This is a genomic window from Erythrobacter longus (genome assembly GCF_000715015.1).
Taxonomy (GTDB): domain Bacteria; phylum Pseudomonadota; class Alphaproteobacteria; order Sphingomonadales; family Sphingomonadaceae; genus Erythrobacter; species Erythrobacter longus.
The window spans coordinates 1-14,940 of the sequence record NZ_JMIW01000011.1 but is presented as its reverse complement, the minus strand read 5'-3'; the positions used below and the strand labels follow the sequence as shown (position 1 = coordinate 14,940).

At 56.3% G+C, this 14,940-nt stretch carries 11 protein-coding genes; 3 read left to right on the top strand and 8 right to left on the bottom strand.

All coding sequences use genetic code 11. The annotated features are described in order from the left end of the window. Positions 1 to 132: 132 nt before the first annotated feature. The 6 genes from EH31_RS16545 to EH31_RS16520 all read right to left on the bottom strand — a co-directional run bounded on the left by EH31_RS16545 (position 133) and on the right by EH31_RS16520 (position 8,080). Entirely contained in the window at positions 133 to 1,368 is a 1,236-nt protein-coding gene (locus EH31_RS16545) for an alginate lyase family protein (RefSeq protein ID WP_051699387.1), read from the bottom strand. A gap of 2 nt (positions 1,369 to 1,370) precedes the next feature. Next, a complete protein-coding gene (kduD, locus tag EH31_RS16540) occupies positions 1,371 to 2,126 on the bottom strand; it encodes a 2-dehydro-3-deoxy-D-gluconate 5-dehydrogenase KduD (protein WP_034962472.1) in 756 nt (251 codons plus the stop codon). A gap of 36 nt (positions 2,127 to 2,162) precedes the next feature. Continuing rightward, positions 2,163 to 2,798 (bottom strand): RpiB/LacA/LacB family sugar-phosphate isomerase, encoded by a 636-nt coding sequence (locus tag EH31_RS16535; RefSeq protein WP_034962470.1) that lies wholly within the window; start codon positions 2,796 to 2,798, stop codon positions 2,163 to 2,165. 122 nt (positions 2,799 to 2,920) lie between these two features. After that, positions 2,921 to 3,940 carry a LacI family DNA-binding transcriptional regulator gene (locus EH31_RS16530; RefSeq protein ID WP_034962468.1) on the bottom strand — a complete coding sequence of 340 codons (1,020 nt, stop codon included), beginning with the start codon at positions 3,938 to 3,940 and terminating at the stop codon, positions 2,921 to 2,923. Positions 3,941 to 4,426: 486 nt separating this feature from the next. Continuing rightward, entirely contained in the window at positions 4,427 to 5,209 is a 783-nt protein-coding gene (locus tag EH31_RS16525; RefSeq protein WP_051699386.1) for a 2-keto-4-pentenoate hydratase, read from the bottom strand. 24 nt (positions 5,210 to 5,233) lie between these two features. Then, on the bottom strand, positions 5,234 to 8,080 hold the full coding sequence (locus EH31_RS16520; RefSeq protein WP_034962467.1) for a TonB-dependent receptor: 2,847 nt from the start codon (positions 8,078 to 8,080) through the stop codon (positions 5,234 to 5,236). Between the two features lie 191 nt (positions 8,081 to 8,271). Between EH31_RS16520 and EH31_RS17605 the strand changes: the two genes are divergently transcribed. The 3 genes from EH31_RS17605 (at position 8,272) to EH31_RS16510 (ending at position 11,317) form a co-directional block, all read left to right on the top strand. Then, entirely contained in the window at positions 8,272 to 8,535 is a 264-nt protein-coding gene (locus tag EH31_RS17605) for a hypothetical protein (RefSeq protein ID WP_152553623.1), read from the top strand. After that, positions 8,471 to 9,673, top strand: coding sequence for a hypothetical protein (locus EH31_RS16515; protein ID WP_161782171.1), 1,203 nt, complete (start codon positions 8,471 to 8,473; stop codon positions 9,671 to 9,673). The genes EH31_RS17605 and EH31_RS16515 overlap by 65 nt, the downstream gene beginning before the upstream one ends. Positions 9,674 to 9,748: 75 nt before the next feature. Continuing rightward, entirely contained in the window at positions 9,749 to 11,317 is a 1,569-nt protein-coding gene (locus EH31_RS16510; protein WP_034962464.1) for a helicase HerA domain-containing protein, read from the top strand. Here the strand turns inward: EH31_RS16510 and EH31_RS17100 are convergent. Further along, positions 11,314 to 14,079: a M10 family metallopeptidase C-terminal domain-containing protein gene (locus tag EH31_RS17100; protein ID WP_051699385.1), complete on the bottom strand. Its 2,766-nt coding sequence runs from the start codon at positions 14,077 to 14,079 to the stop codon at positions 11,314 to 11,316. The genes EH31_RS16510 and EH31_RS17100 overlap by 4 nt on opposite strands. 38 nt (positions 14,080 to 14,117) lie before the next feature. Next, a complete protein-coding gene (locus EH31_RS16500) occupies positions 14,118 to 14,438 on the bottom strand; it encodes a hypothetical protein (RefSeq protein WP_034962463.1) in 321 nt (106 codons plus the stop codon). Positions 14,439 to 14,940 lie beyond the last annotated feature (502 nt).

Here is a 14,940-nt window from a genome sequence, read left to right as displayed (position 1 = left end):
GTTGGTGCCCCGGCGTTTTCAACCGAAGCATGATTTCACCAAAAGACAAAAATTCAGCCATGGGGAGGTACCTTTGTTTGGACTAAAGCATTGAATGTTAGAGCGATTGTGGGTGCCATACGAAGACACAGGTCACGGCAACTGACTTCCCTCTGGAAAGCTCTCGCCGCGTGCGAACAAGGTGTCGACGAGGCCGTGCACGCGCTCCATCCGGTCAATTCTTTTCGCGGCAAGATCGCGATCTGGAAACGGCCATGTCTCTATTTGATCGGAATATTCATCGAGGAAACGCGTCGCTGTCGCTAACCCGCGGCCGTCATCCAATTGGGCGTTCCAGAGGTCTTCGCCGACGCATTCGCCAATTGTGGCCAGCCTTCCAGCGCCTGCGACAATATAGTTGGAATAATGCCAGCTGCGCGTCCGTTTTAGCTCAGCGATAAAGCGGCCTTGTGTATCCATCTGTCGGCGCAAACGAAATTCGGGGAAATTGCTGGTGATGTCTTTTGTGACGCTATCAAGCCCTGCGAACAGGGCAAAATGTGAAAGGTAGAAATCGAAAAAGACGCCGTGATTGTTCGTCTTTTGCATTTCCGCCGTGCCGTTGTCGCTGGTCGCAAGCCACTGTGCGAATTGTGCAAACCAGATCTTGAGGCCTTTCATCTCATCATCGCCAAGCGCTGACGAAGGAGCGATCAGCCCGACGCTTTCGACCACAGTTGAGAAATCCGATGCCTCGATGATCCCCTCGCCGCGTCCATTCACCCGCCCCGGAATACCTTGCGCAAAATCCATATTGGGCGCCATGCGTGTCTCTGGATCAAGGAACCACGCTCGCACCAGAACCGCCGCATGCTGTGCATATCGCGCGTCACCGGTGAGGTAGTATCCGACCGACAGGTCTTCCATATCTGAGCCCAGTTTCGAGAGGCGTTCCTTGTCAAAATCTGGCCCGCTGCGCTCCGGGTTCACCTCGCCGTCGCGGCGCTTATAGGGAAGCCCGTCCGATTTCTTGGGGTCCGGCCACCAATAGGGACCGATCGATGTGTAATCATCGGGCGATGCACCAGGGACCAGTTTGGATTTATCCGTCACCGAATAGGGGCCACGCCCAAGTGCCTTGTCAGCCCTGGAAATCGCGTCTTTGCGCCGCTCGCTATCGGCTGAAATAGCCTCAAGCCATTGCGGGCGCCAAAGGAAGGTGCGCCGCCCGTCAAAATCCTCCGCATAGCCTTGCGATCCGCGGCATTGGTATTCGCGTACGGGAGAAACACTGTCTTGCGCAGACGAGATTGCCGGGGTGGCCCAAATGACGGAACCGACCGCCGAAAGAACCACCACCCGCGCGAGTTTCTTGAATGTCTCCATCATGCCTACCGCGCCAGCCAGCCGCCATCGACGGCCAGAATATGCCCTTGGACATAGCGGGCCGCATCAGAGGCAAGGAACACCGCTGCGCCTGCAAGGTCATCAGGTTTCCCCCACCTGCCCGCAGGGATCCGCTCAAGGATTTGACGGTTGCGGGTTTCATCGGCTTGCAAAGCGGCCGTGTTGTTGGTCGCGATATAGCCCGGCGCAATCGCGTTGACCGTGATGCCTTTTGCTGCCCATTCATTGGCGAGCAGCTTGGTCAGGCCCCCTACCCCGCTTTTCGAAGCAGTATAGCTTGCGACCCTGATACCGCCCTGAAATGTCAGCATGGATGCGATGTTGATGATCGACCCGCCACCGTGCTGCGCCATGTGTGCGCCCGCTGCTTTGCTGAGGAAAAACAGGGTTTTCAAATTGGTGTCGACCACCGCATCCCAATCCTCCTCAGTAAAATCGAGAGCATCATTGCGGCGGATGATCCCGGCATTGTTGACGAGGATATCCAACCCGCCAAGCTCAGCGACGGCCTCTTCGACAATCCGCTCGCACGGTTCAATCGTGGAAAGATCGGCTTCGATCACGGCGCATCGCCGCCCTTGGTCTTTCACAAGTTGCGCAGTTTCGCTCGCATCGCTGCGCGCCACCAGGGCGACATCTGCGCCCGCCCTTGCCAGGCCAAGCGCGATCCCCTGACCGATCCCTGTGTTCGCGCCGGTCACAACCGCAACCTTACCGGTCAGATCAAACATGCCCGTCATCAACTTTCCCCTCATCCAAGCCTTGTGTGGACCCAATCAGCCAAGCGATTTCAGATAAGCGCTGATCTCGTCGTCTTTGGAGTTAGGGTAGAAAAGCTCTTCGAAACGCTCACCCGCAATCGCAGCTTTCAGAAGGTCCTGATCGACGGTTTTAAGGACGGTAAGCATGTCATGGCAGGCCGCCGCTTTCATATCGGCAAGAACCCCGCGATTGGTCTTCATGACCGCCGCACGTTCGCGCGGATAGCCAAGGCCAGCTTCGGTTTCGAAAATCTTGCGATAGCAATCTTCAAGGTTGAGTTCTGCTGCCCAGCCAAAGCCTTTGGCATATGGCATCGACATACAGTTGCCAGCGTTGATCTGGTTGAACAAAAACGCATCGGTTGGATCGATCACAAGGCCGCAAAAAACGCCCGGCATTGCGTTACAGGCCAGCATTGAACCCATGCCGGTGCCGCAGCCAGTGACCACAAAATCTGCAGCGCCTGAGTTGAGCAGAATACCGGCAAGAAGCCCATTCATCGGATAGGTAAGAGCCGCCTCGTCCTCGGCCGTATACATGCCAAAGTTCAGCACCTCATGCCCGAGTGGTTCTGCAACCGAGCGAAGGGCAGTTTCGATGACAGGGCTTTTGGCAGCTTGGCTGTTTTCAATAATCAATGCGACTTTCATGATGTATTCCTTTCCCGCGCACCCTTGTGCGAAGAGTGCTTTTGACCTTTTGATTGCAGTTTAGGTAACCGGTGTCATTTTATGATGCAAGTGCTTTCGCACAAGGCTGTATGCTCAGAGATTTACCGTTGCTTTGGAGGGACGACTGAGGTGCGTTCCATCATCTTTGAGGGAAGCTGCCAACGCATCGCTGCTTCCTGATCGTCGCTCAAAATCAGCTTGCGCGCAGCCAACCGGGCCATTTCGACAATGGGCCACCTAACGGTGGTGAGCGCTGGCCAGACATGGCTCGATAAAGGGGTGTCATCAAAACCGACAACCGACAGGTCTTCGGGGATGAGCAATCCGCTCCTTCGCGCAGCGATAATCGCACCGATTGCCATCTCATCATTGCATGCAAAAATGGCTGTGGGCGGATTTTCGAGATCGACGAGTGACTGCCCGGCCTCGACCCCGGATTCAAACGTATAGCTGCCCGGCCTGATCAAAGTGGGGTCAAGCGCAATGCCGGCGGCTTCCAGCGCTTCCTCAAACCCGGCGCGCCGTTCACGCGGGGAGGTGAAGCCTGCTGGCCCTTCGATCAGGCCGATGCGGGTGTGCCCCTTACCGATCAGGTAAGTGACCGCCTCGCGAACCGCCTCGCGATCGTTTGAGCTGATTGTGTGTTCAGCCTTGTCCAGCTTCACCGAGCCCATGCGAATGTATCCGCAGCCAAATTCCTCGCATATTTCGGCGACCTTATCGTCTTCCGAAATCGGCGGGAGAAGAACGACGCCGTAAGGCTTATGCCGCTCCAGAAATGAACGAATGTTGTCGTACAAATGGTCCGACGTGCGATCAACCGGCTGCACCATCAGGCCATATTCGGTGCTGGCAAGCTCATCCAGTATGCCTTGCTGGACATTCACCAGAAACTGGGCGTTGGGGTTATCATGAAGCACCGCAATGATGAAATTGCGGCTAAGAGCCAATGCCCGCGCCTGCAGGCTTGGGACAAAGCCGATTTCCTTGATGACGGATTGCACTTTATCGCGGGTTTTTTCGCTCAGCGCTGGCGAATTGTTTATGACGCGGCTGACCGTTTTCTTGGAGACTTCGGCCAATCTTGCAACATCGTTGATGGTTGGCTTTCCGGTCTTCACGCTCGTCCCTTGCACATTGCTCCGCTGTCCTATGCCACCGAAACTTGAATGTAGCAAAGGTCATCACATGGCACCTCGCCATGCCACCGAGAGGGTGGGCAAGACCATCGGCGTTGCGATCACCAACAGGAGCCCTGTGCCCATAAAAGCGCGCTGCGCATATGCGCCGTGGACTGGAACAAAAAAGGCAGCGCGATGACCTTGGTCAAAGGCTCGATTGAATTGAGCGGTGCCAAGCTCATCCGATTAGGGTCAGGACCCATTAAGCCCGCCTGCAACCATGCTGAGCAATAAGCGTCCATCGGTTTGCTGCGTCAGCAATTCTCCAAAACGAATGACCGCCTGAACACTGGGAGAGCCAAGGGAATGGGTATCATCAGAGGTAAAGGCGTTGCCCAGACGCGGCGCGCACCTTGCCAGGCAACCGAAACTCGACCGATCGCCCCCGCGACAACAGAGCGCCGTGATAGCGCGTGAAAAAGCGGGTCAGACAAACGGCTCTTGCGCGACCAACTCGATTGAAAGGTCGCCCCATTTGCCAAAATGCAGCGTGGAATGTGCACCGCATGCGCTATCATGCACGCCGGTGATTGCGCCGGTTGATATCAATGTGCCTGCTGGCAAAGAAATGCCTTTAGCCGTTGCAAGATCAGTCAGGAACGCGCGCGCGCGCTCGACAGCGGCAGGAAGGTCGAGAACCTCCTTCTCACCAACAATGTCGCCATCAATTTCGGCTACAACCGGCACGCATTCTCCATCCAACTGCTGCCATCCAGGGATTTCAGGCCCGATCAACACGCCGTTATTATTGCCAAAATCGCAAACAACCGCGAGCGGCCCAATCCCGTTGATATCAACAATCGGGCTGCTCGCAATCTCTGCGCCGATAAAGACACGGTCCGCATCGGGCGTTGCCCCCATCTGGAGAATAAATTCCGGCTCAATCGCTGCAAACCCGTCCTTGAAGACCGGCATTCTCGCAGCCTCACCCGGCTTGGCGACAAACATCTGCCGTTCGTAAATGGGGCCGGACAGGTAGTCTGCCCCCAGCACTGCTCTATGCTTTGGCGCAATACCCCCCACCTTCCATCCGACCACCTTATCCGGCCAGACCCCGCGCGATAAAGCCTGCACCTTATACGCATCATCGAGACAGGCTGGCAGAGCGCCAGGAAAACTCTCAAGCGATCCTGCGCCAAGCCGTGCCTGGACAAGTGTGCTGGAGATTTCCTGCAATCTGCTTTCAGTTAGGATTGCATCGGATGCCATTATGGGTGCCCTACAAGAAGTGGATCAGAACCTGAAGCGCGCACCCACATAATAGAGTGGTCCGGAGATTTCCGTCTGCGACCGGCTGTCCCGAACGGGGCGGAACTGGCGGTTAGGCTCATCAAAAATGTTGAGGGCCTGCACCCGCAATTGAACATTCTTGGTCAGGTCATAATTGGCCGAAAGGTCAACAAAGCCTTGGCCTGCGTTAAACCGGTTGCTGTCCTGCCGGAACGGACGGAAGAAACTCGACCGGTAACGATAAGCAACGCGGGCCGAGAATGGTCCGGTTTCGTAGAACACATTGGCGTTGAACGTATGCTTAGACGCACCCCTGATGCCCGCAGGCTCGGTGAAATCAGCCAAAGCGAGACCTGAGACCACAACCGGGTCCGGCGTTTCAAAGCTGCCAGTGTCGGCAAAGTTGTAAGCCACCTGAACGCCCAGCCCGTTCAAAGGCGCAGGAAGCTCTTCAAACTTATGCTGCGCGGCGATTTCAAAACCGAGCAGCCTGCTTTCTTCACCAGAGTTCACTTGACGACCGACAATCACCTCTGTTGGGACGCCGTCAACATTTAAAGTCAGAGGCGTGACCGAAGTCTCAAAACCGGTTTGCAGTAGCTTGTAGTAAGCAGCGAGCTGGAAGGATGAAGCCTGGCCAAAGTACCACTCGAACGAAACATCGGCATTCCATGATTCAAGCGGTTCGATGAACGGGTTGCCTGCCGCACTGACAATCGCGCCAAGTTCGCCAAGGTCCGCTTCATCATCGAAAGTCAAAGCCGCTGACAAACCGGCTGGATCAGGACGCGCAATCGCTCGGTAAACGGCAAAACGCAGAAGCTTTTCGCTGTCGAGCTCAAAGGTGATGTTAGCGCTTGGCAGGAAGGTCCAGAAACCGTTTGTTTCAACATTGGCAATTGGATCGCCAACTTCAGTGATGATTACAGTATCGGGGTCGGCGCCTGGGCTTGTCTCAAGCGCAGAACTGATACCAACCGACGTTACATCGGTGCGAACAACGCGAAGGCCAATGTTACCCGATGCCGGAAGGCCGAAAATGTTCGAATCAAAGTTACCCTGCACGTATCCTGCGTAGGTCTTCTCCGTGACATCGGTGTCTTGCGCAGACAGGGTGGAGCCTGTGGGAAGTCCTGCATCAGGATCGCCGGTAAGCGCGGTGAACAGATCACGTGCACGGAACGTTGCAAAGCTCAATCCAGTAGTCGGGCTGCCAGAGCCTTCGAACAGATTATTGACGAGGAATTCATCACGTCGGGTCGCAAGCGCGTCTGGTGTGAAATACGCACCGCCAGCCAAGGCCACGGTCGTATCCATCCCGTCATCCTGAATGCGCTGACGGTCACCATAACGAAAGCCCGTTTCGACCGAGCTAAAGAACCCTTCAAGCTCGTATTGTGCATCAAGCCGTAATGAGAAAACGCTCTCATCCACATTCTCGAGCCGCCGCCGCGCGCGCTGGCCATTGGTGTAAAGGTCGTGATTGTTGAGATCGAAAGCGAGACCGGTGTCATCCTCAATATCTGACACATCAAGGAAGGTCAGGGCTGGGATGATATTATCGCGCGCATCATATTCAAATGTCAGGCGATCATTGGTCCTGATACGCATGTCGCGCTCGTCCTGACGGCGCTCTGTCTTGGTGTATCCAATGTCAGCTGCAATGGTCAAAGCCCCGCCATTGTTCCACTCAACATTGCCGCCAAGGCCGATAAACTGCTCGTCTCGCTCACGGAATACAGACTGGTTTTCAAGCCGGGTTTCGCCGGTGTGCGCGAGCAGTGCACCGGTCGAAGAGACTTCGATGGGCGCGATATCGCGGCGACCATCTGCAATCACAAGGTTCGCGCGCTCTTCATCGTCGCGCCGGTCGCTCCATTGAGCATCCAGAACGATGTCGAGACTTGGGCTTGGCTGCCATTGAACGGAGGCAAGAATGGCCTCCTGATCCCGGCGCGTCGATTGCGCACGGTAAATGTACTGGTTGGAGATGAAGTATGGCTGCGATGCGCCTGTTGAATTGCCGTCACCGTCCGACAAGAAAGTGCAATTGTTGCTTCTGTCGACGCCTTCGATTGTGTTGCACGGGCGGAAGGTCGAGCTTGAGGTGAAGATGTCTTCGGCGAATGAACCACGGCGCACCTGCGCACCAATCGCAACACCAATTTCACCAATACCGGTTTCAAACTGGTCGATGTAAGAGCCGCTAAACCGCCCCTCAACCGGGTTCCTGCCATCGGTCACCCGGTCTTGCGCGTCGCTGTAACCGCCTTGCGCAAACAATTGAACGCGGCTTTTGTTGTAGTCGAGAGCCCTCAGCGTCTGGAGCTCGATATTACCCGCGATCCCGCCTTCGATAAAGTTGGCACGCTGCGTTTTATAGACGATGGCACCATCGATAAGCTCAGATGGGAATTGAGAGAAATTCACATCACGGCCGTCTGCACCCGAAGTCACTTCGCGCCCGTTGATGAAAGAGGCTCCAAGAAATGAACCAAGGCCGCGAACCGCGACACCGGTTGAACCGCCTTGGAAACGCTCGGCTGTCACACCAACGACGCGTTCAAGCGCCTCTGCGATAGAAAGACTGGGAAGGTCACCAATGTTTTCGCCCATAATCGCATCACCGATCACATCGAGTGAGCGCTTCGTCTCCAGCGAACTTTGAATTTCGCGGCTGATTTCGCCGATGACAACGATTTCGCCCCCGTCGACCTGCGCTTCATCGGCTGATTGATCGGTCTGATCCTGCGCCAAAGCAGGTGCTGCAACCAACATGGCAGATGCAAGCAATGCGGCGCGAAGAACCGCGCTGGAACCGCAGACGTGCGGTGCTCCGATTGATGACATGATAACTCTCCCCTGTGATGTTTTTCCGACATCTTTTGTTAATGACACCGGTTTCCCAAAAAGATGACACCGGTAGCATCGCTCGTCAATACCCCTTTTGAAAAGTCAGTTATAGTGACTGTACATTTGGGAGTGAGATGAAATTGCCGTTCTTTCGCAGAGGCTTACGCTCTTTAGCATACGGACTTTCCTTGTCCGGACCGCTCGTATTTGCGCATCATGCAGAGGCCGGACAGTTGCCGACTATCCTCACTGCCCCTGAGACGCAGGCACAGCGCCCGATGCCCGATTTTTCCTACGCTGGATATGAATATGGCAGGGGGCAAATCCCTGTGCGAGGCGCGGTTATTAACGTCGCCGATTTCGGAGCCATTGCCGATGATGGGATTGATGACAGCGCCGCGATCAGGACCTGTCAGAGTTCAGCTTGGCAAAGGTCGATACATTCTGACTGAAATCCTGTGGCTTGAACGCAGCGATATTGTGCTCGCTGGCATGGGTATGGGAGAGGAAGGAACACAGCTTTTCATGCCCCGCCCCCTCAACCAGATCGAGGATGACGGCGTGCTTACCGAAATCTGCGAATACCTTAAGGAAGAGGACAAATACGAACGCCAGCCCGATCGCAACCTTGATGTGCTTTTCTCCGAACACAGTTGGAGCGCCGGGTTCATCTGGGCACGCTATCCCGGCGGGCGGCATGCAACCTATCTGCCGCGCTATGACCGCGAAATTGAAACCATCGCCCACATTTCAAGCGGGACCCAATTTGAACGCGAAGTCACCGTCGCTGAGATTTATGGCGATACGGATGAAAAGATCGGAAGCCGGCACTGGCAGTTCCCGGACCGTCCACTGGCGCGTCAGGCCACCAGGATTGAGAGTATCAATGGCAACACCGTCACAATTGCCGATCCGCTCCTTTTGAACATTGCCTCAACCGTGCCGGCCTCCTTTGCCAAATGGGATCACCTGTCGAATGTCGGAGTGGAAGACCTCTATCTTGTATTCCCTGAAAACCCCTATTTTGGGCATCATGTTGAGTCTGGCTTTAACGGGATTTACTTCACCGGCGTCCACGACGGCAATGTGCACAATGTGTTGGTGGACGGCCTGACCGTTCGCAATCCGACAGAGCACTCGCTCAGCTTCAACACGCAGGCGACAAAATCGGTTTACACAAATTCAACCGTTTGGACGACGCCAACATTGGACCAGCACGCCGGGGCCAATCATCAGAACCTGTATGACAATGTGACTGTCCATGTGACCCCCGATCAAACGGCTGAGGACGGCGTCCCTCGGTATGATCTGTATAAGGCGGGGGGAGCTGGCTACTGGCAGCCAGGGCACGGGCGGTACAACACAACGTGGAACCTGAAAGTCAACTTTACCGGCGGCGCATCCGCTGCGCAGGAAGTCGAGATCCTTGCCGGTTCCGAAGGCCCTGATGCCAGGATTGTTGGTATGCACGGCAATCGCCCAATCGGGCTCAACCACAAGCCCGCCCCTTACGTAGAGTTGCTTAACTCGCCCGTGACACTTGCGCCGTCGCTTTATGCCTATCAGCTGAGCCAAAGAGCGCAGCCGTAGCTCTGCTTGATTGAATCGCTGGAAAACTTGCCCGCTCACCTTTGCGCGCTGAGGATGCGTGCCTAGACTTGGGCAGTGAGCACTCAGATCAACATTGGCCAAGATTCGCAGCAACAAGGTATCGATATCGATCTTGAAGAGCTGCTCGCGACAAGGCTGCTGGTTCAAGGCAATTCAGGCTCCGGCAAATCGCACCTTTTGCGCCGACTGCTCGAAGAATGTGCAGGGTTGGTCCAACAGGTCGTGATCGATCCCGAAGGCGACTTTGCCTCTCTTAGCGAGCCATTTGGCCATGTCGTGATTGATGGCGCCGCCTACACCGCGCGCGAGATTGAGGCGCTTGGCGCCCGTGTGCGCCAGCACCGCGCATCGGTGGTTCTCGCGCTGGACGAGCTGGAGGTGGAACAACAAATCCGCTGCGCTGCGCTGTTCCTGACTGCCCTGTTCGATGCCCCGCGAGAGCATTGGTACCCCGCCCTTGTGGTGGTCGACGAAGCGCAGATGTTTGCGCCTTCTGCCGCTGGCGAAATGAGCGACGAGACGCGCCGCATGACACTGTCGGCGATGACCAACTTGATGTGCCGGGGACGCAAACGCGGGCTTGCAGGGATTGTTGCGACGCAGAGGCTCGCGAAACTGGCGAAGAATGTGGCGGCAGAGGCGTCGAACTTCCTGATGGGCCGCACCTTCCTTGATATCGATATGCAGCGCGCAGCGGACCTTCTTGGCATGGACCGTCGCCAAGCCGACCGTATCCGGGATTTGCAGCGCGGACAGTTTCTGGGGCTGGGCCCAGCCGTCAGCCGCCGCCCGGTCGCGGTCAATGTGGGCTCTGTGCGCACCGGGGGCAAAAACGCTGCAACAGGGCTTTTGCCTTTGCCCGATGCAACTGGTGAAGGGATGGAGACGCTCCTTACCGATAAGCTGGACGAAGCGGTCGCAGAGCCCGATATGCCGCGGCCCATGCGCACCCCTCGCCCCGCAGCAGAGCTTGAGCGCGCCCTATCAACCGCGGTGCCGGCGGCGGTTTCGAGGACTGTACCTTTGTCTCGCGTTTCGCAACCAGTCGAACGGCCAGCGAACACGGATTGCGCGCCGGAAAAGGTCGAAGCCGAGCCAGCCGGGACCAGCAATGGCGCCCCTGCTGCAATCCCCACCAACGACGATGATGGGGTGTTCGAAATTGACGACGTGGTTCGCGAATTGGCGCGCAGCGATGGCGCAACCTTTCGCTCAACCACTTCCCTTTTCCGCGACTTCGCGATCCTGTGCCGCCAGCGAGGCGTGCCAAGCGCGCATGTCGACATCGGCCATTTCCGCCGTCTTTTCGCCTGCGAGATTGGCGGCCTTCACAAGCTTGAGGGCGCAGCCTACGAGGTTGTCGCTGAGATGATCGAAGGCGTCGATGAAGACGTGCTCGCGCCCTATCTCGCTATGGTTGTTGCAACTGCTCTTGGCGAACCGATGCCCGGCGAAGAGGATTTGGCGCTGCTCTATGGCAGTTCCTCACCCAGCCGGGTGCGCCGCTTGCTCGACCATTTGGAACGCAGCGGGCTGATCGTGATCCGAGAGGAATTTGGCGGCGAACGCAGCATTATCGTGCCTCAGGTCGCCGAACGCATCAACGAAAGCGAAGCGGCCTAACCATAAAATTCGAGCGCGTTCTCTTCAATCGAAGGCAGACCCGCCCCGATATACAGCTGCGCGAGCGTCAATCCGGGTAGTCCTGCGTCTGGCAAGCCGAAAGGTTGCGCCGGGTTGAGTGCGAAAGGTTCAACCACCGGATCATCTTGCGCCAATCCCTTGCCGTTTTGTGGCTCTTGCGAACTGCCGTTTGTAAACCAGTCGCCATAGGTTTCTTCGCCAAAACCGTTGGCGTTAAGGAACTCGATCACCTGCGCTTGCGATTGGTAATTGGCATAGCGAATGTTGCCATCGGCTTCCATCACGGCACGAAGATAGGCGGTGCCATCATTGAGCGCGAAATAGACATCCTGAAGCCCGTCGCCGTCGTAATCATCCCCGCCCAGAACCCGGTTGATGTTCTCAATCGCCAGATCGTTCTGGAAGCGTTGCTGGCTGTCATTGGGGCTAAAGCGTTCAACATCACCCGACTGAACCAGCGGGTCGATATAGATGCCAGCCACGCGCGTTTCACCGGCCCAGCTGTTGTCGTCAAAATAGACCAGCCCATCTGGCGCAGTGCCAACGGTTGCAAAGCGGGCGATTGAATCGTTCACAAGGATCTGGTCGATGTCGCCATCGCCGTTGACGTCAGCCGCGCCAATTCGCAGCCAATTGCCATTCCCACCCAGCGAGTTACCGCCAAAGTCGAGAATATTGTTCATCGCATTCTGATAGACGGATGGGTCCGCAGTCTCGAAATTGACTGACACACCTGTCCCGCGCAAAAGGCGCATGGTCTGATCATCGAATTGCAGGAATTCGACATTGGTAAGGGTATCAGTGCCGTCCGCGCCAACCACTCGGAACACGCCAAGGGATGTCTGGGTCACGGTGTAATTGGCCATATTGCCTGACACGATTGCCACATCGACATTGCTACCACCGTCCAGCGTATCGTTGCCACGGCCCCCGGTCAGCTTGTTCGCCACATCGTTTCCGATAAGCGTGTCACTGCCGCTGCCCGAAATCGCGTTTTCGATCACGGTCCCGCGCGCAATGCTCATATTGCCGGTGCTGCCGCCAACACTAGAGAAGGCTTCCGCGTTCAAGTTGATCTCTTGAGAAGCGCTAAAGCTGGAATAGTTCAGCGTGTCTTCGCCGCCATTGTCGACAATGGTAAAGGCAAGCAATTGGCCCGCATTGTTGGTCGCTGCATCGCCGACACCGAATGTCGCCCGGCCGCTGTTATTGCCAACACCATAGGTGGTGTCGCCCGTGCGCGTGTCTGTCGAAGCACCGTAAGCGACCTGCGCGGCCACAATATCGGCCGACATAGGGGTCACTGCAAAACGCCTGTCAAAAGACTGATCGGCAAAGAATGTGTTTTCGGTCTGGCTGAAATAGGACATCACCGTGGTGGCCCAGGAATCGTTCAGGAACTGGGCATCCTGCGAATAGCTGCCATCGCCGTTGTAATTGCCTGGATGGCGCAAGCCCAGCGCGTGCCCGACCTCGTGAATGTAGGTCTGGAACGAATAGCTGTCCAAGGTCGTCCCCTGGCTCGCCAGCCAGGCGGTGGAAACATTGACCGTCGCACTTGTGATTATGCCCCCCGAAAACGTGCTGCGCGCAAACGCGCCCTCTTCGGTGTCCTGAAAGGTGATCTGTGCCCCTGTACCCACTTCCACAAAATTGATGCCGGTAACGTCTGTCCAAAGCTTCAAGCTTTCGCGGGCAAGCAGTTGTCCCGCTGCTGTCAACGAGGTCAAATTGACCGTCAGTGTGTCGCCTTGTGTGGCGTCCCAGCGCCTGATGTTGCCTTCATTGAGGGTCGGGCCATACAACAGCCATTCTGCAATGCCGTCATTGGTGAGTTCCTGCAAAGGCGGCGCGATGACTGCGCTGACCTGATAATCGCCTTGTTCGCCATCGGCCCAGCCGCCAACATCCAAGTAGAACGTCCCGGTCTGCGTCGCGGTGAAGCGTATCTGCGAATAGGTGCCGGTGCTGTCATCATTATAGGCAAGAACATTGCCAGACGCATTTCGAAGCGACAATGTCGTGTCGACATCGTTGGCCCCGCCGGTGTTGAAGGTTTCAAAGAAATAGGTTTCACCGGCCACCAAATTGACCGCATACCAGTCGCGGTCACCGGTTTGCTCAAGCGCCCCAGCGGTGGCGGCTGCGTCAATCACCAGGTCGCCGCTGGTTGCGACACTTGCACCAACCGCGTCATCAACAGGGCGCGAGCTGGACAAGACATAGCCGCCTGTCGCGCTCCCGAACCCGCTCACATCCAGGAAATAGGTGCCCGCCTCGCTCGCGGTGAAGGTAATCTCGGAATAGAGCAGGTTCTGATCTATATTGGCGTCGTCATTGGTTCGAATGATTGTGCCCTGGTCATCGCGCAAGTTCAAAATACTGTCGCGCAATCCTCCGGCCAGGAGATAGACGGTAAATGTGTATGTCTCTCCAGCCAGGAGATTGATCGAAAACCAATCGCTGTCGCCGGCTGTTTCAATCTGATCGATCACAAAGGCACCGGGCGAAACCTCGCCCTGTGTCGCGGTGCTGCTGCCGGTATCTTGCGCTGAACCTGGAACGGGAACGGCCTCGATGCCCGTAGCGTCGTCCTCTTTCTGATGACAGGCGAGGCACGCACAGTGCCCATCGTGCAGACCGCCCTTGTAAAACTCGCCAACGGGGAGATCCGGGGCAAATGTGTCCCGAGGGGTTTCGCTGAGTGCAGGACGGTCGTGATCGAAGGTCTGGAAAGTCATAATCTACACGTAATGCCCGTTTTGCATTTCCTGAAGTGTTAGGAGTTCTGGTTAAGAAGAGCGTGACCAACCGACGTGGCCAGACTGCGAATATCGCGCAAATTGATGGGACGGTCCAGGACTTCGACTGTGATCGGGGGCACGATTTGCGATTGCTCGCCTGAAACAGTGGTGATGGTCGCCTCGACGCTGTGCGCGCCGTCCATCCTCAAAACCACGCGGATGTCAGACAAATCTGCATTTGCGCCGACATCCTCGGCAAGTTGGTCTTGAAAGCATCGACACATTTGCGCCGGAGCCATGGCAACCTTGTTCTTTTCCGCGCCTTCAACGCGGCATTCCGGTTCGTTTGCCGCCATCAAGGCTTCTCCTGTCGAGAATAAAAGCGCGAACAGCGCACTGAAGAGGGCGATATGTCGAATACTGAGCCTCACGTCCAATTGGGCTTTGGTTGATCTCTACCGCTGTTTTGCAGTGACGCAAAATGTAGCAGGCACAAACCGCATGTCATCTTAGCAAGTTCCACAAAGCATTCTGCCGATGAACCAAATATGACTTGGCTGTTGAATGCACCATATCACCACCCCCACAATCCAACTTCGCAAATTCGCAAATTCGCAGGGAAGCCCATACCAGAGCTGAGTGCAACTGTGATGGGCGCGTGGGTTTCAGTCGTCGGTTTCAGTAGGAGCTGCCTACGCTACCGCCATTGACGTGCCGTCAACTCATCGAAAAGGCACCAAGCCTTAAAAAGGGTTCCGAGTGTGCCAAGCCTTGTTGGTCGCGCATTGGACTTACCGCTGGACGCGTCCTGATCCATCGCCGCTCATGAGCTTTTCAACCTCGGGCACGGTGACCCGG

What these genes read in the sequence shown, in the direction of transcription:
- EH31_RS16500 (WP_034962463.1), bottom strand. Translation starts at nt 14,438, where the DNA reads ATGGCGGCAAACGAACCGGAATGCCGCGTTGAAGGCGCGGAAAAGAAC.
- EH31_RS16525 (WP_051699386.1), bottom strand. Translation starts at nt 5,209, where the DNA reads ATGGCATCCGATGCAATCCTAACTGAAAGCAGATTGCAGGAAATCTCC.
- kduD (WP_034962472.1), bottom strand. Translation starts at nt 2,126, where the DNA reads ATGACGGGCATGTTTGATCTGACCGGTAAGGTTGCGGTTGTGACCGGC.
- EH31_RS16520 (WP_034962467.1), bottom strand. Translation starts at nt 8,080, where the DNA reads ATGTCATCAATCGGAGCACCGCACGTCTGCGGTTCCAGCGCGGTTCTT.
- EH31_RS17100 (WP_051699385.1), bottom strand. Translation starts at nt 14,079, where the DNA reads ATGACTTTCCAGACCTTCGATCACGACCGTCCTGCACTCAGCGAAACC.
- EH31_RS16535 (WP_034962470.1), bottom strand. Translation starts at nt 2,798, where the DNA reads ATGAAAGTCGCATTGATTATTGAAAACAGCCAAGCTGCCAAAAGCCCT.
- EH31_RS16545 (WP_051699387.1), bottom strand. Translation starts at nt 1,368, where the DNA reads ATGATGGAGACATTCAAGAAACTCGCGCGGGTGGTGGTTCTTTCGGCG.
- EH31_RS16515 (WP_161782171.1), top strand. Translation starts at nt 8,471, where the DNA reads ATGACAGCGCCGCGATCAGGACCTGTCAGAGTTCAGCTTGGCAAAGGT.